This window comes from Mycolicibacterium parafortuitum (assembly GCF_002086815.1).
Taxonomy (GTDB): Bacteria; Actinomycetota; Actinomycetes; order Mycobacteriales; family Mycobacteriaceae; genus Mycobacterium; species Mycobacterium parafortuitum.
This window is the reverse complement of sequence record NZ_MVID01000019.1, coordinates 44,799-66,957: the sequence shown is the minus strand read 5'-3', so window position 1 is coordinate 66,957 and position 22,159 is coordinate 44,799. Positions and strand designations below refer to the sequence as shown.

Genomic DNA, 22,159 nt, shown 5'->3' with positions numbered 1-22,159 from the left:
GACTTTATGGGGGAGTGGCCCTGCTGCGGAGGTAGGCGCTTGGAATGCCGAGAGCAACATCCGTGGTCAGTACGTCTAGCAGAACACGCGCGGCGGTCCCGCCGCCCAGCCCGGAGAGCCCGTCCGCGCGAACCGGATCCAGGCACCATGCATCTCATCGGCCAGGCGCTGCGGAGGCATGCCGGCACCCAGCAGCCCGTCCGGCCCACGTAGAGCAGGCAGATGCAGTCGGTCGAACACGAACGGCAACTCGACGGTGTGTGCTGCGCCGAGGCGCCCGCCGACCGCCGGGGAGCGCCAGGCGAACTCGTACCGATAGGTGCTGCCGCTGCCGTGCGCGTCGGCCAACCGGCGCGACCCCCGGACGAACAACGCGTCACCGAGGAGCGCCGAGCGCACCTCACCCCAGTCGGCCGACGGCATCCGTGCCCGGTAGTGGCCGATCACGACGGCTGGATCGTCGTGGGTCTGCCCGGCCAGCCCGACGACGTCGTCCTCGGTCGACCGTTCGAGCGCCCCGCTCGGCGCGAGATACAGGTTGCCCTCCTCGGCGTTGGTGCCGATCAGCAGCGGGATGTCGGCACCGTTCCCCGACGCGGCCGCGTCGGCGGGCTGTGTGTCGAGCACCAGGCTGAACGCGCTCAGGCCGACCAGCGGGTCGAACCGGTCCGCGGTGCGCAGGGACAACCCGGTCAGATCTGTTGCGGTCCGGGTCAACTCGCCGTCGGGAAACGCGGCGAACCCGGCGGCGGTCGGTTCGACGCCCAACAACTCTGCGGCACGGTGGGTCACCCTGGCCGCCTGCTCGCGCGAGAAGGCGCCGAGTCCGTTCCCGCTCTGGACGATCGCCCGCGCGATCAGATCGGCGGCGCCCGGTGTCGTCAGCACTGCCGACACGAGCGTCGCCCCCGCCGACTGCCCGAACAAGGTGACGTTGCCCGGATCTCCGCCGAAGGCGCCGATGTTGGTCTGCACCCAGTCCAGCGCCGCGAGCACGTCGAGCAGGCCGCGGTTGGGCGGCGCATCCGGCAGATCCAGGAACCCGGGGATGCCGAGGCGATAGGTGACGGTCACCAGGATCACCCCGTCGCGCGCGAACGTCGCCCCGTCGTACAGCGGTGCGCGAGGTGACCCCGATACGAAACCTCCGCCGTGCACGAAAACCATCACCGGGCACCGCGACGCATCGGTTGGCGCCCACACATTGAGGGTCAGGTAGTCGCGGCCGAAATCCGTTGCATCACCGAAATACGCTGCCATGTCCAGGCTTCCGAATCCCGTTCGCGGCGCCTGCGGGGCGGCGGGCCCGAATTCGACGGCGTCGCGGACGCGCGGCCAGCCGTCGTGCGGTGCCGGCGCGGCGAACCGGTTCGCGCCGGTGGGCGGCGCCGCATAGGGGATACCCAGATATGCCCGGTATCCGGGATGCGCCCGACCCCGCACCGCGCCGGTCGCGGTCCGCACGCTGGGCTCAGACATCGGTGATCCGGTCGAACGGCGCCCACCGCTCGATCGTGAGCCGGCTTCCGTCGCGGCGCAGTTCCGCCCCGCCGTGACCGCCCAGGTGCGCCGGGAACACCAATGTGTGGGTGTCGGCGGCATGATTGAGGACCCGCCGGCGGGTGGCGATCGCCTCGTCGGGTTCCACGCAGAAGCAGCTGTTGACGTCGGGCTCGAGGAACTGCAGCGGCGTGTGCAGCATGTCGCCGACGAACAGGGCGCGATCGGTGCCCGAGCGCAGCGAGACCACCGACGAGCCGGGCGTGTGACCGGGCGCCGGCTCCAGGCGGACGTTCGCGTCGATCTGGAAACCGTCCTCCCACAACGTCACCAACCCCGCGTCGTACACGGGAGCGACGCTGTCCTCGAACACGTTCAGATGACCGCGGCCGCGGTAGGTGTTGCCGCTGTCCGGGTGCCAGTACTCGAACTCGGCACGGGGGATCAGATAGGTCGCGTTCGGGAACGTCGGAATCCACCGGCGGTCGTGCAGCACGGTGTTCCAGCCGACGTGGTCGTTGTGAAGGTGGGTGTTGATCACGATGTCGACGTCCTCGGGGCGGATGCCGGCCGCCGCGAGGTTGTCGAGGAACCCGGATTCGCGGTGGCTCCACAACGGTGCGTACGGACGCTCCTTGTGGTCACCGACGCCGGTGTCGACGAGGATGGTTCTGCCCTCGCTGCGCAACACCCAGGTCTGGATGGCACTGATGCACACGTCGGCGGCGGGGTCCCAGAAGTCCGGGACCAAAAGGTCCCGGTTGTAGTCCCAGGACGCCTCGGCGCTTTCCGGGAAGAACGTCTTCGGGGCCAACTCGACCGAGCCGTAGTACTCCGGTACGCGGGTGAGTGTGACGTCACCCAACACGATGTCGTTCATACGAACCAGCGTGCGGCGGTGGCCGTCCGGCAGCCAGCCCCGGCGGTGCCTACCCCTGACAGTGGCAGGCAGGCGCACCGGCCGCGGGCGCATAGTGGATTCATGACCGTCAACGGCCTGGCCGAGTTCCTGCGGACCCGGCGTGCTCAGCTGACACCCGAAGACGTCGGGTTGAGCGCGTTCCCCGAGCGCCGCCGGGTCGCCGGTCTGCGGCGCGAGGAGTTGGCGCAGCTCGCGGGCGTCAGCGTGTCCTACTACACCCGCCTGGAACAGGGGCAGGCATCACACGCCTCGGAGGCGGTTCTCGACGCGATCGCCACGGCGCTGCGCCTCGACGACCACGAACGCCGGCACCTGCACGCGCTGGCCGCAGTGCGGCCGAACCGGCCGAGGAGGCCACCGGCCGAACGGGTCGACGCGGCCACCCAGGACCTGCTCCGCACGCTCGCCGACGTTCCCGCCATGGTCCTCGGCCGGCGCACCGACATCCTGGCCTGGAACGACCTCGGTCACGCGCTGCTGGCCGGGCACATCGACCGGCACGCCGTCGACCGCCCCGCTGAGCGACCGAACCTGGCGCGCCTGCTGTTCCTGGACTCGCACACCCGGGAGCTCTATGTGGACTGGCCGGCCAAGGCGCGCACGGTCGTCGGGCACCTGCACCACGTCGCCGGTCAGTTTCCCGATGACGCGCTGCTGGCCGGACTGGTCGGTGAACTGTCGGTCAAGAGCGACGACTTCGCGGCGCTGTGGAGCGACCACCGGGTCAAGCCCTGTGAGGCAGGGTCTTACCGGATGCGCCATCCCACCGTGGGCCCGCTGACCGTCACCCAGCAGAACCTGGTGATCGCGCGGTCCCCGGAGCAGTCGTTGTGTCTGGTGACCACGGAGGACGGGTCGAGTGCGGCCGATACGATCGCGCTGCTGCGCAATTCGCTCGGACAGCGCCGCGACTCAGCCTCCGCAGCGGTTGCGGAAGTCCACCATCGGCTGGCGAATCCCCTGTAACTCGGCACGCACCTGCGGATTCTGGTCCATGAAGGTCTGCAGTGCGGCGCGCCGTTCCTCCGGAGGTTGCCCCTTGAGGCTGGAGAAGAAGTCGTTGACCTGCGGATGGGTGAACAGGTACGCCGACGTGGCTGCCATCACCCCGGTCAGCGTTCCCGTGAGATCCGCCGAGGAGCAGTTCGGCGGCGAGGGCGGCGGTTGGGCCGCGGCGGGTGCGGCGGTGCCGAGCACTGCGGCGCAGCCGATCGCGGCCAGCATGGGCGCCAGGTAACGGGGTGACATAGGGATCTCCTTCGTGTTCATCGTCCGCCGCGGCCTCCACCGCCGCCTCCGGGCCGGCCTCCACCGCCGCCGCCGGGTCGTCCCGGGTTGCCGAAGTCCGGACGGCCGGGGCGCCCCAGGTCGGGCGGCCCGGGGCCGGGGTCGACGATGACGTCGAAGTCGGCTTCCCACCAGGCTTCGCAGTCGTAGTAGTTCTCATCGCACGGGTACGGGGCGTAGGGACCCGACCCGCTCGGTCCGTCCCCGGTGTTCGAGCCGCGCACCGTGCCCTGCGAGCAGATCGTCGTCCCACCCGCGCTCGTGCAGTCCGCCACGGCGGGCGGGGCTATGGCGATCCCGGTGGATATCGCCACCGGGGGCACAATCAGTAAAACCCACCGCATTTGCGACTCCTATGCGTTGGTTCGGTAGCAGCCACCGATGCGCGACTGTGTACCGGCACCGTAGGCACCAGGGGGCGTCGGCGGCGTCCCCCACATCGGGGGAAAACCGGCATGAACCGTCGTTTCCGGGTTTCCCCCGAAACGGGGGAGTCCGGCCGGAGAGGACCGGCCTACGGTCGTGGGCGTCGACCCTTCCGGAGGTTCAGCATGGTTGCACGGGAAAACAATTGGTCACAACCGTCGGCCATGGCGATCCCGCCCGAGGGCTACTTCGAACTCGAGCGGGGGCGCTACGGGCCCACGTATCCACGCACCCCGGCGTGTCACGGCTTCTCCATCATCGCGAAGGTCAAGCAAGGGCGCGAAGAGTCGGTGCGCGCGTACGGCAAACAGATCGAGGACGCCGTCGCCGGCAGCCCCGACGTGCTCGCGCCGCTGCGCCTGCACTACCTACGCTGGGTGCTCTTCGATGTCGGATCCGGTCTGCATTTCCAGTACCAGGGCATCTTCGACACCGATTTCGACAAGTACACCGAAGACGCGGTGCGCCTGTTCAGCGCCACCGGGATCACGACTGTGTTCACCAATCTCGAAGGCTTTCCCGAGGATTGGCAGACCAACCCGGAGGCGTTCATCAAGTTCGTCCGCGACCACCAATACCCGAGCTTCCTCGAATACGGCGAGTACCCGTATGTGACCGCCGACGAGATCAAGAAGGCGTTGCGCCTCAAGGATGCTTTCTCGACGATGCTCGATCAGATGCAGTGATGAGCGCTTGCGCGAAGAACAGATAACAGTGATGAGTACGCTGGAACTGGACGACATTCAGCACATCCTGCTCACCCGGACACCGGCGATGACGGGACGTTACGAGTTCCTGACCTTCGATCACGCGGAGGGCGGGCGGGCGTGGCTGACCGAACTTCTCGATGTCGTCCAATCGGCCGCCGACGTCACGGCGACGATGGACGATGCGAAACGCTGGGTGACGCTGGCGTTCACCTGGACCGGCTTGCGCGCCCTCGGGGTGCCCGAGTCCGCGCTGGCGACGTTCCCCGACGCGTTCCGCGAGGGGATGGCGGCGCGCGCCGACATCCTCGGCGACACCGGCGTCAATGCGCCGCAGCACTGGCTCGGCGGGCTGGCGGGAGATGACCTGCACGCCATCGCGATCCTGTTCGCCCGCGACGACGACGAGCATGCCCGCTGCGTGGGCGCACACGACGATCTGGTGGCCCGCTGCGACGGTGTCCGCACGCTGTCGTATCTGGATCTGAACGCTCATCCGCCGTTCAACTACGCGCACGACCATTTCGGCTTCCGCGACCGGTTGTCCCAGCCGGTCATGAAGGGCTCGGGGGAGGACCCGACTCCGGGGTCGGGCCCAGCGTTGCAGCCCGGCGAGTTCATCCTCGGATACCCCGACGAAGACGGCCCCGTGGCCGGCCTTCCCGAACCAACTGAACTGTCCCGCAACGGAAGCTACATGGCCTACCGGCGGCTCGAAGAACACGTCGGCGCGTTCCGTTCCTACCTGTCCGACAACGCCGAGACTCCCGAGGAGCAGGAGTTGCTGGCGGCGAAATTCATGGGCCGCTGGCGCAGCGGCGCACCGCTGGTTCTCGCGCCCGAGCACGACGACCCCGAACTGGGTGCCGACCCGATGCGCAACAACGACTTCAACTACAAGGAGATGGATCCGTTCGGGTATGCCTGCCCGCTGGGGTCTCACGCTCGCCGGCTCAATCCGCGCGACACCGCGCACTTCATGAACCGGCGCAGGATGATCCGCAGGGGTGCGACCTACGGGCCGGCACTGCCCGACGGCGCACCCGACGACGACATCGAGCGCGGTATCGCCGCGTTCATCATCTGCGCAGACCTGGTGCGGCAGTTCGAGTTCGCGCAGAACGTGTGGATCAACGACAGGTCCTTCCACGAACTCGGCAACGAACGCGACCCGATCTGCGGCACGCAGGACGGAACGCTGGACTTCACCATGCCGAAACGCCCCATCCGTAAGGTGCACCGGGGTATACCGGCGTTCACCACGCTGCGCGGAGGTGCCTACTTCTTCCTTCCGGGCCTCGACGCACTGCGCTATCTCGCCGCCGCCGGAACCCGGGAGTGATGATGACCCTGCGTCCAGCCCGCACCTACAACCAGGACCACGTGGCGCGGCCCCGCGACGGACAGCGGCGCGTCAGCATCTACTGGACATGGAGTTATCCCTGGGAAGCGCAGCGTGATCCGGCCGCGATGAGTAACCGCTTCTCGACCATGACCGAAGTCCGCAACGTGGCGTACCCCGGTTACGAGACACCCGGATTCGGCGCCGCGAATTTCCTTCAGGGCATCGCCGGAACGCTGGAGTTGTTCCACCGCTCGACGCTGACCTTTCAGGATCTGGTCGCAGAACTCACCGGGCACCCGGTCGGTGTCTTCCAGCGGGTCGACCAGGCCGGCTACACCCAACCCATCGACGAACGCATCCTGGCCGATACCGACACGCTGATGGTGTTCGGTCTGGACCACCTGAACTCCGAATTGGAGGCCACCCGCGGCGAAGTGCAGGCGCTGCGGGAATGGCTACGCCGCGAGGGCACATGCCTGCTGCTGGCCCCCCATCACGATGTCGGGTTCACCGACGACCTCAACCAGCGGCAGATCGAATACGAACATCACGGAGACCGGCTGGTGCCCCGCCAGCAACGGTTCAGCAGGTACACCCGGTCGCTGATGCGCGCGCTCGGGGTGCCCGTGCACAACATCTGGGGTCTACGGCCCGCGGTTGTCGAAGGCACGCGAGACCCGGTGGAACTGACCGCCTATCGTGACTGCGACGAGAAAGGTCTTCTCGCCGACGTGCCCGCCCTGAGCTTCCATCAGCACCTTCCGCACTACGAACTGACCGCCCCGGAGGGCGCCAATCTGCGTGTGCTGGCCCGCCAACCCATCGACCCGCGCCGACCGCACCCGTTCACCGTTGCCGGCAATACCGCGTTCAACGCGGTCATCTGGATGCCTCCTGACGGGGACCGGGCCGGTGACATCGTGCTGCTGGACTCCACGCACTTCACCACGCTCTTCGGCGCGTCGGCCAGCCTGCACAACCTGTGGCGCAACGTGGCGACGATGGCCTATGGCTGACAGTCCTTTTGACGCGGTGCGTCGCTACGTCGCGGCGTTCGACGCCGCCGACATCGATGCGATGGCGGCGGCCTGTGACGACACCATGCAGATCCTCGACGGCATGCCGCCGCATACCTGGCAAGGTCCCACCGCAACCCGCGCGTGGTGGCGTGACGTGATGGCCGAGAGCGAGCATCTCGGCTTCAGCGGCTATCACATCACGCTCGGCGACCCGAGCCACGTCGAGGACAACGGCATATTCGGCTATGTGGTGGTGCCGGCCGCCATGGCCTTCTCGGTCGCCGGTGCCCAGCGCACCCAGACCGGGTCCACCTTCACCGTCGCGCTGCGCAACAGCGGGTCCGGTTGGAGATTGACCGCGTGGAGTTGGTCCAAGGGCCGCTGAGCGTCAATCCGGGATCAGCCCGACCCGTTTCGCCTCGGCGACCGCCTCGCCACGAGACGTCACCCCGAGCTTGCGGTAGATCGATGCCGCCTGGGTCTTGACTGTCTCCCGTCCGATCACCAGATCCGCGGCGATCTGCTGCAACGACAGATGCTTGGCGAGATAGGGCAGCAGGCGCAGTTCGGCGGCGGTCAACGGGCGGGCACCACCTGCGACCATCGCCTTGACCCGATCGACCCGCTGAATCAGTGCCAGCGCGTACGGTTCCCGGTGACAGAGGCGCTCGGCCACCGACAAATGCCTGCGGAGCAGCTCGGCGTCCTGGACCACCGCGGCCGTCCACGCAAGCAGGCCGTGACCCAGAAGCGCAGTGCGCGCAGCCAGATGGCCGAGGCGGGAAAGCAAGGTCTCCGTCACTTCCGCCGAGTGCCGGGCCGCGATCTCGTCGCCGATGCGCGCGGCCATCACCGCGCTGGTCGCGTACACGACGATCATCGGTACGACGTCGCACAGGTCGTACTTGTCCACCAGCATCCGGGCGGCCTCGCTGCGTTCCACAGCCGATTCATCGTTACCCGCTGCCAGATCGAGCAACGCGAGGTGGGCCAATGCCGCGGCGTGGAACCCCGGCAGGTCGTCGATGACGGCCAGTGCCGATTCCAAGAGGTTGCGCGCCTGCGACGCCTGGCCGCGCATCGCCTCCGCCGTTCCCTTCATGACGGTGGCGGCTCCCCACCACGGGTTCACCAGCTGTCCGCCCGCGGCGCGGACAACGTCGGCCTGGTGCGCCACATCGACGACACCGCCGGCGCCCACCAGTGAATTGATCAGTGCCACAGCCACGTTCACCGACGGAGTGCCGTCGGACAGTGCCTGTCCCCGGTCGGCGCGCACCGCGAGCATCAACGAACGCTGGATCAGCTCCGCGTCGGCCGTCGTCACCCCCAACCACGCGCGCGCCACCGCGGCATCGGGATGTTCGGCGAACGTCCGGGGATCCAGCATCGCCAGCCGCCTCGCCAACACTCCGGCGCGCCCGTCGAATCCGAGGCGGACCGCCTCGCGACCCGCCAACGCGGCCGCGCGGGCACGGTCCCCGGCGTCCAGGGCCTGGACCAGCGCGCCGTCGATGTCACCGTCGCGCTCGAGAAGGTCGGCCGCGCGGGTGGCGAGTTCACGGAAGCGCGTCGGCGCCGTATCGCGCAACCGGGCCCGCAGGACGTCTCCGAAGAGATGGTGATACCGGTACCACACCCTGTGGTGATCCACCGCGATCAGGAACGGATTACCCAGCCCGGACAGCAGCGCCAGCATGTGGGCCGAATCGTCGCGTCCGAGGACGGCATCGAGTTGCTCGGCGGTGAAGCGTTCCAGCACCGCCGATTCCGTCAGGAACGCCGCGGTCGCGTCGTCGAGGCGATCGACGACCTCTTCGACCACGTAATCGACCACGAGGTTGTCGCGCCTGACCAAGCCCTCCAGCGACGTGCCCTCTCGCAGCGCCATCGCCGTCAAGATCACCCCGGCGGGCCAACCTTCGCAGAGCTCGATCACCGCCGAGACCGTCGCCTCGTCGTGGACGCCGCCGGCCAAATCGAGAGCCTGCGCGGCCTCGGCGGCGGAGAACCGCAGCACCTCCTGGTCGATCTGCACCGCGGTGTGCTGCAGCCGGCGACGGCCGAGTCCCAGCGGCAGCATGAACCGGCCCACCAGAGCAGGGATCACGGTGGCGGGCAGTTCCTGCAGCAGCATCCGCAGCGTGGTCACCGCGGTGGGATCGGAGAGTTTGTGCACGTCGTCGAGGACGAGCACCACCGGTCCGGACTGTTCGAACAGGTGCACCACCTCGGGCAACAGCTGATTCGCCGGACTGCGGCCGGGGCCGCCCAGATAGCGCAGCAGCTCAGGCGCGTTGCCCGACGGCCGGACCAGAGCCGTCGCGATGTGCAGCAGCAGGTGGGCCGGATCGTCGTCGAGGTGGTCCACCCGCACCCACACGAACGGTCGCTCGTCGGAGGTATCCCACAGTGCGACGGTCGTGGTCTTGCCGTAGCCGGCAGCACCGCAGACCACGACGACGTCGCCGCCATCCGCCGCCGCCATCCGCCGAAGGGCATCCGGGCGGCCGACCACACGGTCGGCGATGCGTGGCCGGCCGATCGTCGCGGCCGGAACACGGGGTCGCCAGTCTCCCGCCACCACATCGCGATCGTAAGCCGGTAAGTGAACGTCTGACATGCGTTTTTTCGCATTCGGACCCGTGCGGCCGGCTCGCATCTCACATTCGGCGTGCAGTCGCCGTCTTCCCGGTATGCAAACCTTCACCGATTGCACCCACATCCTGCGCGGCATGTACGCCGCCGAACGCGAATACCTGGCTTCCGGCGGGCCCTGTCACGGCGACTTCGACGTTCTCGCACCGTATTTCGCCACGGATGTGGTGTTGTGCCAGGCCACGGCTCTTCCGTACGGCGGGGTGTGGCGCGGTCACGACGGGATGCGGGCCTTCTTCGCGGCCATGGCCGCCACCTGGTCGGAGTTCGAGATGCTCGATCAGCAGTTCCTGGCCACCGGCGAGACCGCCGTGGTCCGGACCCGGGTCCGTGCCCGGGCGCGGGCGAGCCGCCGCGAGGTGAGCTTCCCGATCCTGCAGACCCTGCGCATCGCCGACGGACGGATCGCCGAGGTGTGGCCGTTCTACTGGGACACCGCCGCGATCGTCGCCGCGATCGCGCCGACTCGGTGACACCCTGGGGGCGGGCCGCCTAGTTGGTGGGCAGGCGCACGACGTACCCGGCTTCGAGAGCAGCCCACAGCGCCCCGTCGGTGGCCATCGCCAGTCCACGGGGCTCGCTGCCTGCGGGCAGGTCGATCAGCATGACCTCGCCGTCGGCGCTGACACGGGCGAGCTGGTCGGATTCGCACAGGCTGACCCAGACTCCGTCCGCCTGATCGGCGATCACCGTGTGGGGCTTGCCCGGTAGGTCAAGTTCCTGAATCGCTTCGTCGAGCGGAATGCGGCCCAGCTTGCCGGCCCGAGTTTCGGTGAACCACAGCGCATCATCGTGCGTCGCGGTGATGCCGACGGGCCCCGAAGACGGGGTCGGGGTCTGCCGGACGCTCACCGTCCCAGCCATGTCGAGCCGTCCGATGGCGCTGCCGCGGTGGAGGGTGAACCACAGCGCGCCATCGGGGCCCGTGGTGATCATCGTCGGGTCGCCCCGCGGGACTGCCACCACGTCCACCTCATCGTCGGCACCGATCCGGCTCACCGTGCCCGAGGTCGTCGTGGTGAACCACAGCGCTTCATCGGGTCCGACGCACAGACACGATGGTGCGCTCCCGTCGGGCAGCTCGATCTCGCGCTGCGCGCCGTCCACGGCGATACGGCCGATCCGGTCGTCCCCGCTGCGGGTGAACCACAGGGCTCCGTCCGGCGCGGCGACGATGTTCGATGGCTTGCTGTGCGGGGCCACCGGAAAGATGTCCAATCCACCGTCCGGCGCGATGCGTGCGATCTCCCCGGACTGGACCAGCGTGACCCAGATGGCGCCGTCGGGGCCCGGGGCGAGCGCATACGGACCGCCGGACACCGCGATATCGAGGACCCCACTCACGGCACGACGGTACGTCACCCCCGACCTGGTGGCCGCCGGGGGAGGCGGCTCTCACAGCCGGGCATCGACGATAATTCCGGGGTGAACCCTGAGACCTCCGGCCCCGCCGGCACGGCCCGCTTCGGCCGCCTCGAGTGGCGGGACCTGACGCAGGCCGCGGTGTTCGCCGGTCTGCTCGCAGCCCTGGGCCTGCCGGGCACCCTGACGCTCGGGCCGACCGGGGTGCCGATCACCCTGCAGACACTGGGCGTGATGCTCGCCGGGTCGATCCTCGGCCCACGCAAAGGACTGCTGGCCATCGCGCTGTTCGCGACCCTGGCCGTCGCCGGGCTGCCGATCCTGGCCGGCGGCCGCACCGGCCTGGTGTCACTGTCCTCGCCGACCGCGGGCTTCTTCGTCGGCTGGTTACCCGCCGTCGTGGTGATCGGGGTCCTGACCGCGCTGATGATGCCGCGCTACCGGGTGGCCTGGGGCATCCTGATCAACATCGTGGGCGGGATGGGCGTCATCTACCTGTTCGGCACGGTCGGACTGATGCTGCGCACCGACCTGAACTGGTGGGCGGCGTTGTCCACCAACGGGATCTACATTCCCGGCGATATCGCCAAAGCCGTGGTGTGCGCCTACGTCGCCGCCCAGGTGCACCGCGCCCGGCCGGGCCTGATCACGCCGTGGCGGGCCCGCCGATCCGATGCCTGACGACCCGCCCGGCGCCCTCGTCGTCGACGGGGTGTCCCACGCGTTCGGCGACCGCCGGGTGCTGCGCGACGTGTCGCTGACGCTGACCGAGCGCCGGATCGCCATCGTCGGTGCCAACGGCAGCGGCAAGTCGACGCTGGCCCGCATGTTCAACGGCCTGGTGATGCCCGACCGGGGGTCGGTGCGGGTGCACGGTCTGGACACCAAGCGGTCCACCCGGCAGGTGCGCCGCACGGTCGGGTTCGTGTTCACCGATCCGGACCGCCAGATCCTGATGCCCACCGTCGCCGAGGACGTGGAACTGTCGCTGTCGCGGCACCGGCTGGACCGCGCCGCGCGCACTGAGCGGGTGGCTGCGGTGCTCGACCGGTTCGGGCTCGCAGGGCATGCGGATCAGCCCGCACATCTGCTCTCCGGCGGCCAGAAGCAGCTGCTGGCGCTGGCGACTGTCCTGGTCACCGAACCCTCGGTGGTGGTCGCCGACGAACCGACCACCCTGCTCGACCTGCGCAACGCGCGGATGCTGCGCGGCGCGTTCGCCGCGCTGGACACCCAGCTCGTGCTGGTCACCCACGACCTGGAGTTGGCGGGCGACGCCGACCGGGTCGTCGTGCTCGACGACGGCCGCGTGGTGGCCGACGACGTGCCCGCCGCGGCGCTGGCGGTCTATCGGAAGCTGATGTCGTGACGGTGCTGGGGGACTACCGGCCCGGACGGTCCTGGCTGCACCGGATGCCCGCCGGGATGAAGCTGGTCGGCCTCGGCGTGGTCATCGTCGCGATGACGGTGGCGGTCGACTCCCCGATGCGGTTGGCCGTGGCCGCGGCAGCGGTGGCCGCGGTGATCGCCTGCGCCCGGCTGCCGGTGGGCGCGCTGGCCGCCCAACTGCGCCCGGTGCTGTGGGTGGTCGCGGCGATCTTCGTGCTGCAGCTGCTGCTGACGGGCTGGCGCCGCGCTCTGGTGGTGTGCGGGGTGCTGCTGCTGGCGGTGGGCCTGGCCGCGATCGTGACGACGACGACCCGGACGACCGACATGCTGGACGCGGCGACGCGGGCGATGGCGCCGCTGGCGAGGTTCGGGTTCCCGGCCCGGCAGGTGGCCATCGCGCTGGCGCTGACGATCCGGTCGATCCCGCTGCTGGTGGACATCATCCGTCAAGTCGAGGAGGCCCGCCGGGCGCGCGGGCTGCGGATCTCGCCGCGCATCGTGTTCGTCCCCGTTGTGGTCGCGGCGCTGCGCGCGGCCGACGATTTCAGCGAGGCGCTGATCGCCCGCGGGATCGACTGACCCTCCGATCACCGCGTTCACCACGCCCCGCGGCACCCGGTCGCGCAGAATGTGGCGAGGCGCCCACCTTGGAGCCGGCGGTGCACCACGGAAGGCGTCGATGATCGAGATAGCGGGAACCGGCCGGCCGGCCGAGCGGGTACCGCCCGACACATTGCGTCGGGCACTGCGCCTGGCGGGGATGCGGCCGTTGCCCCGCCCTCGTAACCCTGCCCGTATCGACCTGCGGGGCAAGCGGATTCTCATCACGGGTGCGTCGTCCGGGATCGGTGAGGCCGCCGCCGGCAAGCTCGCGGACCGGGGTGCGGTGGTGATCCTGGTGGCCCGCCGCGGCGACCTGCTGACCGGCGTCGCCGATCGGATCACCGCTCGCGGTGGTCAGGCCATCGCGATGCCCACCGACCTGTCCGATCTCGAGGCCGTCGATGCCCTCGTACACCGCGCCGGCCGGGTGGATGTTCTCGTCAACAACGCCGGCCGGTCGATCCGGCGTTCCCTGCTCGAATCCTTGGACCGCTGGCACGATGTCGAGCGCACCATCGCGCTGAACTACTACGCGCCGCTGCGGCTGATCCGTGGGATCGCGCCCGGCATGGTCGAGCGCGGCGACGGGCACATCATCAACATCTCCAGCTGGCGCGTGATGCCGGAGTCCTCACCGCTGTTCGGCGTCTACAACGCGTCCAAGGCCGCGCTGAGCGCCGTGAGCAGAGTCATCGACAACGAACTCGCCGACTCCGGTGTGCGATCGACGACGATCTACTACCCGTTGGTGGCCACTCCGATGATCGCGCCGACCCGCGCCTACGACGGCCTCGCCGCGTTGAGCGCCGACGAGGCGGCAGACTGGATCGTGACCGCCGCGCAGACCCGGCCGGTGCGGATCATGCCGCGCAAGATGATCCCGCTGCGTGCGCTCGACCTCATCTCGCCGCGGCTGCTCAACAGCGTGATGAAGCGCTCCACACCACAGACCGGGCGCGCACCCGGTGAACGCTGAGCGCGTCGGCTACCGCGACGAAAACCTGCTTCTCGGAGCATTTCTCACCACCGCGGCGTTCTTCTGCGTGGCCATGGTCGGCACGCTGGCGAAGGTCTCGGGCCAGTACACCTCCACCGGTGTGCTGCTGCTCTTCCAGAACGCGATCTGCCTGGTGTTCATCCTGCCGGTCGTGGCGCGTGACGGGTGGGCGTCGGTGCGGACCGCGAAGTTCGGCTTGCACATGCTGCGTGCGGTGACCGGGACAGGATGCTGGTACGCGCTGTTCTTCGCGATCACCCAGATTCCGCTCGCCAATGCCACGTTGCTGACCTACAGCGCCCCACTCTGGATGCCGTTGATCGCGTGGGCGGTGACGCGCCAACGCGTCGCGGCACCGACCTGGATCGGGGCCGGCGTCGGTTTCGCCGGAATCGTCCTGGTGCTTCAACCGCAGGGGCGCAGCTTCTCCGCGGGCGAGGCGTCCGCGCTCGCCGCCGCCGCGCTGCTGGCCGTCGCCATGATGTCGGTGCGCTGGCTCGGCGCCACCGAACCCCCGCTGCGAATCCTGTTCTACTACTTCCTGCTGTCCACGGTGATGTCGGTGCCGATCGCGGTGGCCGACTGGGAGCCGGTCGCCCCGGCCGGGTGGCCGTGGCTCGTGGGTCTGGGCTTGGCCCAACTGTTTTCCCAAGCTTTGATCGTCGCCGCCTATCGTCATGCGTCGGCGGAGAAGCTCGGCCCGTTCATCTACACCGTCATCGTCTTCACCGCCGTCATCGACTGGATCGTGTGGGACCACAGACCCACCCTCGCGGCCTACCTGGGGATGGCCTTGGTCATCGGCGGTGGGCTCTTCGCCATGCGCGCCAAACATGACACAATCAGCGCCGCAGGGCCTCCCCGGCATGGCCCGTGATCGGCGGTTGCCCATGAGATTGTTGGTCGGATATCTGGCCACACCCGGCGGCGCGGACGCTTTGGCGCTCGCCGTGCGGCTGGCCCGGACGCTGGACGCCGAGATCGACATCTGCCTGGTGTTGGCGCGGCACGGGAATCTCGGCAGCGTCGTCGCGACCGGCGGATACGACAAGCTGCTCAGCGAGCAGGCACAAGAGTGGCTGTCGGACGCGCTCGCCGCGGTACCCGCGGATATCGTCGCCCGCACCCACGCCCATTTCCACGACTCCTTCGCCGCCGGATTGATCGACGCGGCCGGCCAACTCGACGCGTCGGCGATCGTGGTCGGCGGTTCGGGTGGCGGGCTGGCGGCGAACTACACGCTCGGGGCGGTGGTCAACGAGCTACTGAACTCGTCGCCGCTGCCGGTGGTGGTGGCTCCGCGCGGCGCCCGCGACTCGACGGTCGAGCGGGTCCGCGAGGTGACGTGCGCGCTCGGCGAACGTCCCGGCGCCGACCTGTTGCTGGACACCGCGTTCCGGTTCGCCAGGGCCGCGGAGACCCCGCTGCGGCTGGTGTCGCTGGTGGCGCTCGACCCGGACTCGGCGAGCGGAAGCGCCGGCCGCGGGCACCACCCTGCGGTGGATCACGCCTTCCGCACGCTCGACGCCGCCAAGAAGTCGTTGCCCACGGGGTTCCCGGTCACCGCGACGGTGGTCGAGGGCGGCACTGTCGAGCAGGCCGTCCAGAGTCTCGCCTGGCACGACGGCGACCTGATCATGGTCGGTTCGAGCCGGCTCGGCGCCCCACGGCGGACCTTCCTCGGTTCGACCGCTGCGAAGATGCTGCGGGTGCTCGACGTGCCGATGGTCGTGGTGCCCAAGGCGGAGATCGGTGCCAAGCACTCGGGATGGTGAACCTAGGGTTCATCAACGATGAGGACCGGGGTGTCCTTGCGCAGCGTCTCACCGCGGAAGAACGCCGGTTGCCGGGCGCGCATGATCATCATGAACACGATGCCGAGCAGGATCAACCCGAGACCGAGGATCAGCACCAGGCCCACGCCGCCGATGCTCGCGCCACTGCCGTAGTCCGGGGACGCGCTGTCGCGCAGCGTCACCGCGAAGACGCCGAGCAGGCCGAGGCCGCCGAGCAGCGGGAACAGCAGCTTGAACACGAATCCGCGTGCACTGGAGAATAATTCGCGCCGGAAGTACCAGATGCACGCGAACGCGGTCAGGCCGTAGTAGAAGCAGATCATGATGCCGAGCGAGTAGATCGTGTCGGTGAGCACGTTCTCACTGGTCAGCGTCAGCACCGAGTAGAACAACGCCGAGCCGACCCCGGCGACGACCAGGGCATAGGACGGTGTCATGAACCGCGGGTGGATCTTGGCGAACCGGGTCGGGAAGGCCTTGTAGGCGCCCATCGCCAGCATGGTCCGTGAGGTCGGCAGGAACGTGGTGATCAGGCTCGCGGCGCTGGACGCCACCACGGCGAGGAACAGGAACAGATGCAGCGGGCCGCCCATCACCGGTTCCGCGAGCGCCCCGAAGACGTTTTCGGAGTTCTCCTCGTTACCGAGACCCAGACCGTCGGTGCCGACACCGGCATACATCTGGGTCGCGACGGCGACCAGCAAATAGGTCAGCAGGATCGACACCACGCACAGCAGCGCGGCACGGCCCGGCGTCTTGTCGGAGTCCTTGGTCTCCTCGTTGACCGTCAGCGCGGTGTCCCAGCCCCAGAACGCGAAGATCGACCCGGACAGGCCCGCGATGAACATCGACATCGTCAGGCCTGCCGGGCTGAACCAGTCCCAGCTGAACGACAAGCCGGTCTCCGACGAGCCGGATTTCGCGAACGCCATCCCCGCGAACACCAGCAGCACCACCATCTGGAAACCGACCAGGACGTACTGGACCCGTTCGGTGGTGGTGATGCCGCGATAGGACACCGCGGTGGCGATCGCCAGGAACGCCACACAGGTCGCGACGTTGATCAGCTTGTTCTCCCACAGCGCGCCGACGGCTTCGCTGCCGAACAGGTCGCCGATGAACTGGTAGAAGAACTGCACCGCGACACCGGCCAGGTTGGACAACACGATGACCGTCGCGAGCACGGCCGCCCACCCGCCGAGCCATCCGATGTACGGCCCGAACGCCTTGGTGGTCCAGGTGAACGACGTCCCGCAGTCGGGTGCGACCTTGTTGAACTCGCGATACGCGTACGCGGCGAAGAACATCGGCAGGAAGCCGGCGATGATCACCACCGGCATCTTCATGCCCGCCTCGGCGACCAGGATGCCGATGGTGGCCGTCAGCGCATAGGCGGGGGCCACCGAGGACACCCCGAGAACCGTTCCGCCCAGCAGGCCGACGGCGTTGTGTGACAGTCCCTTGTCCTGGATGTCCGCTTCGGGACGGTGCAGGGGGTCGTGGGCCTCGATCCGCATGGTGACCTCACCAGGGGTGAACAATGATGGTGCTCAAGCTAAGCACGCACGCACCCGCGGGGGAGCGCTTTCATTCACAGGTTCGGCGCACCAACCCGAGCACGGCCTCGCGCGTCAACGGCGCGAGCTCGAGGTCCCCGGGCCGGGCCGGATCGATCCACGCGATCTCGTCGATCTCGGCCTGCGCGGAAGGTTCGGCGCGCAACGTCACGGCGAACAGTTCGGCAGACACCCGGTGCCCGGGCTCGTTGGCCGCCGCCGCGGTGTAGGTCCCGAGCGGGCTGACATCCGTTGGCGCCACGTGCACCCCGAGTTCCTCGGCGAGTTCGCGGCGCAGCGCGTCCGGAGCCGACTCGCCCGGGTCGAGCTTGCCGCCCGGCTGCATGAACGCCGTCGTCCCACGCTTGCGGACCACGAGCGCCCGGCCGGCGTCATCAACCACCACCGCGGCGACCACCCGGATCTGTGGAGGCGTGTCCTGTTGGGCGGCAAGCGCTTCCGTGATGGTCGCGGTGTCGGCGAGGGTCACCCCGATCAGCGTGAGGTCGGCGAGCCGCTCCGGGGTGGTCTGCGACGTCGCGTCGGTGGCCAGCACGGTCCGGTAGTCGAGTTCCGACGCGTCGAACAACGTGGCCCGCGGGCAGTTCGGCAGGTTGCACCCCGCGACGACGACGGTGCTCACGCCCATCGTGCGCAACTGCGTGTCCAGGGCGGTCCTGAAGAACGCCGACCACCGCGGCTTGTAGACGACGTACTCGCCAGGACCGACCGTCTGGAGCTCCCCGGCGAGCAGCGCCGTGCAGTCGAGCTCGACCGGCTGCGGCAGCAGGGTCTGCGCGATCTGCGCACCGGCGGTTCCCGGAGCGGCGATGTGCGCACCGGACTCGACCGCGGCACGGCGCACGGCATCGACGTCGGACCCGCCCGGCTCGTACAACCGCACGATGTGGATGACCGGGCGCCCGGCGGCGCGGAACGCCGCCGCGAGGCGCGCCATCGCCGGAAGCCGCTCGGCGGTTCCGCTCACCACCGACGACCCCGCGACGAAGTCGTGCTGGACGTCGATGAGCAGCAACGCCGAGCGGGACCACTCCGGCGTCAGGTATCGGTCAGAATCCACTTAACGATTCTGGCACCCGCCCGGCGCGGACCAGACGATGAGGCATGGGCCTTGACGTCGCGCCGGTGAAACGGTTTTGGACGCCCTCCCAGTACAGGACTACTTTGCGGTGTGGACGGGAATCCCCGCACGCAACATGACAGGTGACGACGCAGTCGTGCAGGACTGCCCCAAGCGGATGACGTTCGGCCCATGCGGTGGCGTCCACCCCGACGGCCGCTGCGAGATGCGGCCCGGTCCGTGTGCGTTCCCCGAGGTGGTGCTCTGGCCCTCGGATCCGGCACCGCACGTGCCGGCACCGCAAGCGCCGCTGGTCCTGACCGACTTCAGCTGCGCGCCATACGATCCGGCGGACGTGGCGGCGACCGCGACGGCGCTGTCGTCGTCGTGTGATGCGGTGCTGGTCGGTGAGCACCAGAACCGTCCCGATTTCCCTCCGACACTGATGGGCCGGCTGTTGCTGGACGCCGGCGTCACCCCGTGGATCACGCTGTCATGCCGCGATCGCAACCGGGTGGTGCTCGAACAGGAGCTGCGCGGACTGTCGCTGCTCGGGGTGCGCACGGTGTTGTGTGTGACCGGTGACGGACGCGGCTACGACGTACGCCCCGACGTCACCCAGACCTTCGACCTCGACGGGCCGCGGCTGGTCGAACTGGCCACCTCGCTGGGGATGACCGCCGCCGTGCCGGAGACCCCGACGGCCCCGCCCGTGGCGGGGCGGCCGCTGCGTCTGGTCCAGAAACAGCGGGCCGGCGCGCGCGTCGCCGTGCTCAACCACGTCTCCACGCCGGAGCTGATCGCGGACTTCATGTCGGGTGCGCGGGCGGCCGGACTGACCATCCCGGTGCTCGCGGCCGTCGCGGTGTTCACCGACGAGGTGTCGGCCGCCGTGCTGCAGGGCCTCCCTGGGCTGGCACTCGATCCGGACGTCGTCGAGCGCGTGCTGGCCGCCGCGGACCCGGTCGAGGCCGGCATCGAGGCCGCGGTCGCGGAGGCCCGCGCTCTACTGGCGATCGACGGTGTCGACGGTGTCAACGTCTCCGGGCTGGCGTCTGCCGCCGGAACCCGCGCCGGCGCCCAGATCAAGGCCGAGGTCGGTGCGCGGATCCGCGCGGAAGGGTGGGGACGATGACCGAGGCGATGGACGCCGAATTCGACACGGTGGCCGAATGGACCGCGCAGGCGGCACGCCACCTGGGCCGCGACTACTACATCCCCGCCGGCTGCCGGGGCAGTGGCAACCCTGCCGCCCTGGACTGGCTCGTCGAGCGTCTCGGCCTTCGCCCGGGCGACTCGCTGCTCGACTGCGGGGCCGGTGTCGGGGGACCGGCCGCCTACGCGGAGGCGAGGAGTCCGGTGTCGCCGGTGCTCGTCGAACCCCAGGCCGGCGCCTGCAGGGCCGCGCGCTCGCTGTTCCCGTATCCCGTCTTCCAAGCCGTCGCCGATGCGCTTCCGTTCTCCGACAACGCATTCGATGCGGCATGGTGTCTGGGGGTGTTGTGCACGACCACCGCGCAGCGCGAGGTGCTCAGCGAATTGCGCCGGGTGGTGCGCGCACCGGGGCGCATCGGGCTGCTGGTGTTCGTCGCACAGGCCGGCCTGACCGAGGATCAGCAACCCGAGGGCAACAACTTCCCGACGGAGCAGTCATTACAGCGCCTGCTCGACGAGGCCGGGCTGCGTGTCGAGGACCGGCTGCGCACCGCCGATCTGCCGCCGATCCCCAAGGACTGGCAGGACCGGGTCGCGGCGATCGACGCCGCGCTGGAGAGCAGGCACGGAGACGACGACGCGTGGAAGCTCTCCGAGGAGAATTCCGGGCAGATGGGCCGGCTGCTCGGAGACGGACTGGTCTCCGGCGAGGTGCTCAGTCTGCGGCGCGCGGACTAGGTGCTGGACTCCCGGCCGGGGCTTTCCGGGAGTTGTTGCTCTGATGCACGGGTGACTCCCACGTGTAAGGCTCCTCGGGGTGGCCCGACCCGCCCAGGATGAACGTGCGGTCGCTGCGGTTGGACCGCGCGATGGTCGCCAACCAGGTTCCGACCGTGCTGAACCGGTTGCGCACCCCGGTCAGGAACGCGATGTGGACGAAGCCCCAGCCGAGCCAGCCGGGTATCCCGGTCAGCCGGATCGGGCCCGCCTGCAGCAAGGCGTGCCCGCGGCTGATGTAGGCGGCAGAGCCAAGATCCCGGTAGCGGTAGTTCTTGCGGCGTTTGCCTTCCAGATCCCGCCGGATGCAGGCCGCGGCGTGCAGGCCGCCCTGCATGGCGTTCTCGGCTACCCCGGGTAGCCCGTCGCGCCCGGCGAGGTCGCCGATCACGAACACCTCCGGGTGCCCGGGTACCGACAGGTCGGCCTCGACCGCGATGCGCCCGGAGCGGTCCGATGAGGCGCCCAGCACTTCCGCGGCGTGGTTCGCGAACGGCACCGCTTCCACTCCTGCCGTCCACAGCACTGTCCGTGTCGCGTAATCGACTTCGGCGCCAGCGTCTTTCGAGCGCACGGTGATGCCGTCGCGACGCACATCGCTGACGTGCACACCGAAATGCAACTCGACACCGAGGTCGGTCAGAACCCGCGCGGCGCCCTCGGACAGCGCCGGCGCGAAGCTCTTCAGCACCCGGTCGCCGCCGTCGAAGAGCAGCACCCTGGCGTCTTCGGGCTCGATGCTGTGAAACTCGTTGGCCAGTGCCCGTGTCGCCAATTCCCGGATCTGCCCGGCGATCTCGACTCCGGTCGGCCCGCCACCGGCCACCGCGAAGGTCAGCCACTGGTCACGTTCGGCCCCCGGGGGCAGGGTCTCGGCGATCTCGAACGCGGCGAAGACGCGGCGCCGGATGCTCAGCGCGTCGTCCAGGGTCTTCATGCCGGGCGCCCAGGCGGCGAACTCCTCCTTGCCGAAATAGGACTGGCGCATGCCCGCGGCGAGGACGAGGTAGTCGTAGTCGACATCGAAAGTGGAGTCGTCGGGCCGGCGGGCCGTCACACGGCGCGCGCCGGCGTCCAGCCGGATTGCCTCACCGAGCAACGGCTTCACGTTGCGGTGGTCCTGAAGCTCCTCGCGCAACGACCGACTGATCTGGCCGATGCTCAGCGTTCCCGTGGCGCACTGGTACAGCAACGGCTGGAACACGTGACAGGCCGCCCTGTCGAGCAGCGTCACGTCGACTCCGACACGGCCGAGACGTCGAGCGCAGAACAGGCCGCCGAACCCTCCGCCGATGATCACTACTCTCGGGCGTTTCTCAGTCATCCCGGCCAGGATAGTTCGCGCTGCGCACCCCGGGGCCGCGGCAGCGGTACGGATCCCCGGCCGGCTGGGCTGCGGACTTCGAAATATGCACAGACACAAGGAATTCAGGGTTTTCCTTGGCGGACTGTGGGATACGGCCGATTGCACGTCCCTGCGCGGGATGTCATCATTTCGTTGTTGGAGCACATCCCTGCGGTGCCGTGTTGCCCGCCTCCCGGGCGGGCCGATCGCGGCGGGAGGTATGCGTGACAATCG

The 22,159-nt window shown here is 69.1% G+C and carries 23 protein-coding genes and 1 pseudogene; 14 read left to right on the top strand and 10 right to left on the bottom strand.

From position 1 onward, the window contains the following. Nucleotides 1-75 precede the first annotated feature (75 nt). Nucleotides 76-1,479 carry a carboxylesterase/lipase family protein gene (locus BST38_RS19305; protein ID WP_083145079.1) on the bottom strand — a complete coding sequence of 468 codons (1,404 nt, stop codon included), beginning with the start codon at nucleotides 1,477-1,479 and terminating at the stop codon, nucleotides 76-78. Further along, nucleotides 1,472-2,380: an MBL fold metallo-hydrolase gene (locus BST38_RS19300; protein ID WP_083145078.1), complete on the bottom strand. Its 909-nt coding sequence runs from the start codon at nucleotides 2,378-2,380 to the stop codon at nucleotides 1,472-1,474. The genes BST38_RS19305 and BST38_RS19300 overlap by 8 nt, the downstream gene beginning before the upstream one ends. A gap of 102 nt (nucleotides 2,381-2,482) precedes the next feature. Between BST38_RS19300 and BST38_RS19295 the strand changes: the two genes are divergently transcribed. Next, nucleotides 2,483-3,388 carry a helix-turn-helix transcriptional regulator gene (locus BST38_RS19295; protein WP_083145077.1) on the top strand — a complete coding sequence of 302 codons (906 nt, stop codon included), beginning with the start codon at nucleotides 2,483-2,485 and terminating at the stop codon, nucleotides 3,386-3,388. On the opposite strand, the gene BST38_RS19290 is transcribed toward BST38_RS19295, so the two are convergent. Then, nucleotides 3,335-3,670 (bottom strand): heme-binding protein, encoded by a 336-nt coding sequence (locus BST38_RS19290; RefSeq protein ID WP_083145076.1) that lies wholly within the window; start codon nucleotides 3,668-3,670, stop codon nucleotides 3,335-3,337. The two genes, BST38_RS19295 and BST38_RS19290, sit on opposite strands and share 54 nt — an antisense overlap. A 17-nt stretch (nucleotides 3,671-3,687) precedes the next feature. After that, entirely contained in the window at nucleotides 3,688-4,023 is a 336-nt protein-coding gene (locus BST38_RS29265; RefSeq protein WP_133057248.1) for a hypothetical protein, read from the bottom strand. Between the two features lie 237 nt (nucleotides 4,024-4,260). Between BST38_RS29265 and BST38_RS19280 the strand changes: the two genes are divergently transcribed. Genes BST38_RS19280 through BST38_RS19265 form a run of 4 tightly spaced genes read left to right on the top strand, consistent with a single transcriptional unit; the run spans nucleotide 4,261 to nucleotide 7,591 of the window. Continuing rightward, the gene (locus tag BST38_RS19280) at nucleotides 4,261-4,821 is read left to right on the top strand and encodes a hypothetical protein (RefSeq protein ID WP_083145074.1); all 561 of its coding nucleotides are present in this window, start codon (nucleotides 4,261-4,263) and stop codon (nucleotides 4,819-4,821) included. A gap of 31 nt (nucleotides 4,822-4,852) precedes the next feature. Next, nucleotides 4,853-6,184 carry a Dyp-type peroxidase gene (locus tag BST38_RS19275; protein ID WP_083145073.1) on the top strand — a complete coding sequence of 444 codons (1,332 nt, stop codon included), beginning with the start codon at nucleotides 4,853-4,855 and terminating at the stop codon, nucleotides 6,182-6,184. Nucleotides 6,185-6,186: 2 nt separating this feature from the next. Further along, nucleotides 6,187-7,203 (top strand): hypothetical protein, encoded by a 1,017-nt coding sequence (locus BST38_RS19270; RefSeq protein ID WP_083145072.1) that lies wholly within the window; start codon nucleotides 6,187-6,189, stop codon nucleotides 7,201-7,203. Beyond that, the gene (locus BST38_RS19265; RefSeq protein WP_083145071.1) at nucleotides 7,196-7,591 is read left to right on the top strand and encodes a nuclear transport factor 2 family protein; all 396 of its coding nucleotides are present in this window, start codon (nucleotides 7,196-7,198) and stop codon (nucleotides 7,589-7,591) included. Before BST38_RS19270 ends, BST38_RS19265 begins: the two co-directional genes overlap by 8 nt. Nucleotides 7,592-7,594: 3 nt before the next feature. Here the strand turns inward: BST38_RS19265 and BST38_RS19260 are convergent, their stop codons facing one another. After that, on the bottom strand, nucleotides 7,595-9,793 hold the full coding sequence (locus BST38_RS19260) for a LuxR family transcriptional regulator (RefSeq protein WP_083145070.1): 2,199 nt from the start codon (nucleotides 9,791-9,793) through the stop codon (nucleotides 7,595-7,597). A gap of 109 nt (nucleotides 9,794-9,902) precedes the next feature. Here BST38_RS19260 and BST38_RS19255 point away from each other — a divergent pair, with 109 nt between their 5' ends. Beyond that, nucleotides 9,903-10,337 (top strand): nuclear transport factor 2 family protein, encoded by a 435-nt coding sequence (locus BST38_RS19255; protein WP_083145069.1) that lies wholly within the window; start codon nucleotides 9,903-9,905, stop codon nucleotides 10,335-10,337. Between the two features lie 19 nt (nucleotides 10,338-10,356). Here BST38_RS19255 and BST38_RS19250 read toward each other — a convergent pair whose 3' ends face one another. Then, the gene (locus BST38_RS19250) at nucleotides 10,357-11,208 is read right to left on the bottom strand and encodes a Vgb family protein (RefSeq protein ID WP_083145068.1); all 852 of its coding nucleotides are present in this window, start codon (nucleotides 11,206-11,208) and stop codon (nucleotides 10,357-10,359) included. 81 nt (nucleotides 11,209-11,289) lie between these two features. Between BST38_RS19250 and BST38_RS19245 the strand changes: the two genes are divergently transcribed. The 6 genes from BST38_RS19245 (at nucleotide 11,290) to BST38_RS19220 (ending at nucleotide 15,990) form a co-directional block, all read left to right on the top strand. Further along, the gene (locus BST38_RS19245; protein ID WP_083145067.1) at nucleotides 11,290-11,907 is read left to right on the top strand and encodes a biotin transporter BioY; all 618 of its coding nucleotides are present in this window, start codon (nucleotides 11,290-11,292) and stop codon (nucleotides 11,905-11,907) included. Further along, entirely contained in the window at nucleotides 11,900-12,595 is a 696-nt protein-coding gene (locus tag BST38_RS19240; protein ID WP_083145066.1) for an energy-coupling factor ABC transporter ATP-binding protein, read from the top strand. Before BST38_RS19245 ends, BST38_RS19240 begins: the two co-directional genes overlap by 8 nt. Then, on the top strand, nucleotides 12,592-13,194 hold the full coding sequence (locus tag BST38_RS19235; protein WP_083145065.1) for an energy-coupling factor transporter transmembrane component T family protein: 603 nt from the start codon (nucleotides 12,592-12,594) through the stop codon (nucleotides 13,192-13,194). Before BST38_RS19240 ends, BST38_RS19235 begins: the two co-directional genes overlap by 4 nt. Before the next feature lie 100 nt (nucleotides 13,195-13,294). Continuing rightward, nucleotides 13,295-14,194, top strand: coding sequence for an SDR family oxidoreductase (locus BST38_RS19230; protein WP_083145064.1), 900 nt, complete (start codon nucleotides 13,295-13,297; stop codon nucleotides 14,192-14,194). Further along, nucleotides 14,184-15,092 (top strand): DMT family transporter, encoded by a 909-nt coding sequence (locus tag BST38_RS19225; protein WP_083145063.1) that lies wholly within the window; start codon nucleotides 14,184-14,186, stop codon nucleotides 15,090-15,092. Before BST38_RS19230 ends, BST38_RS19225 begins: the two co-directional genes overlap by 11 nt. Before the next feature lie 13 nt (nucleotides 15,093-15,105). Beyond that, complete coding sequence (locus BST38_RS19220) at nucleotides 15,106-15,990, top strand: universal stress protein (protein WP_083145062.1); 885 nt, start codon at nucleotides 15,106-15,108, stop codon at nucleotides 15,988-15,990. A 2-nt stretch (nucleotides 15,991-15,992) separates the two neighbouring features. Here BST38_RS19220 and BST38_RS19215 read toward each other — a convergent pair whose 3' ends face one another. The 3 genes and pseudogenes from BST38_RS19215 to BST38_RS29555 form a co-directional block, all read right to left on the bottom strand. Continuing rightward, nucleotides 15,993-17,528, bottom strand: a complete 1,536-nt coding sequence (locus BST38_RS19215; protein ID WP_083145061.1) for an APC family permease — start codon at nucleotides 17,526-17,528, stop codon at nucleotides 15,993-15,995. Between the two features lie 70 nt (nucleotides 17,529-17,598). Beyond that, a complete protein-coding gene (locus BST38_RS29560) occupies nucleotides 17,599-17,985 on the bottom strand; it encodes an NUDIX hydrolase (protein ID WP_207569361.1) in 387 nt (128 codons plus the stop codon). A gap of 24 nt (nucleotides 17,986-18,009) precedes the next feature. Continuing rightward, nucleotides 18,010-18,648, bottom strand: a pseudogene (locus BST38_RS29555) (cysteine hydrolase family protein); the annotation flags it as partial. A 136-nt stretch (nucleotides 18,649-18,784) separates the two neighbouring features. On the opposite strand from BST38_RS29555, the gene BST38_RS19205 reads away from it, so the two are divergent. Beyond that, nucleotides 18,785-19,783 (top strand): methylenetetrahydrofolate reductase C-terminal domain-containing protein, encoded by a 999-nt coding sequence (locus BST38_RS19205; protein ID WP_083145060.1) that lies wholly within the window; start codon nucleotides 18,785-18,787, stop codon nucleotides 19,781-19,783. Then, nucleotides 19,780-20,541 (top strand): class I SAM-dependent methyltransferase, encoded by a 762-nt coding sequence (locus BST38_RS19200; RefSeq protein WP_083145059.1) that lies wholly within the window; start codon nucleotides 19,780-19,782, stop codon nucleotides 20,539-20,541. The genes BST38_RS19205 and BST38_RS19200 overlap by 4 nt, the downstream gene beginning before the upstream one ends. Here BST38_RS19200 and BST38_RS19195 read toward each other — a convergent pair. Next, complete coding sequence (locus BST38_RS19195; protein ID WP_083145058.1) at nucleotides 20,519-21,904, bottom strand: NAD(P)/FAD-dependent oxidoreductase; 1,386 nt, start codon at nucleotides 21,902-21,904, stop codon at nucleotides 20,519-20,521. The two genes, BST38_RS19200 and BST38_RS19195, sit on opposite strands and share 23 nt — an antisense overlap. Nucleotides 21,905-22,159: the final 255 nt, after the last annotated feature.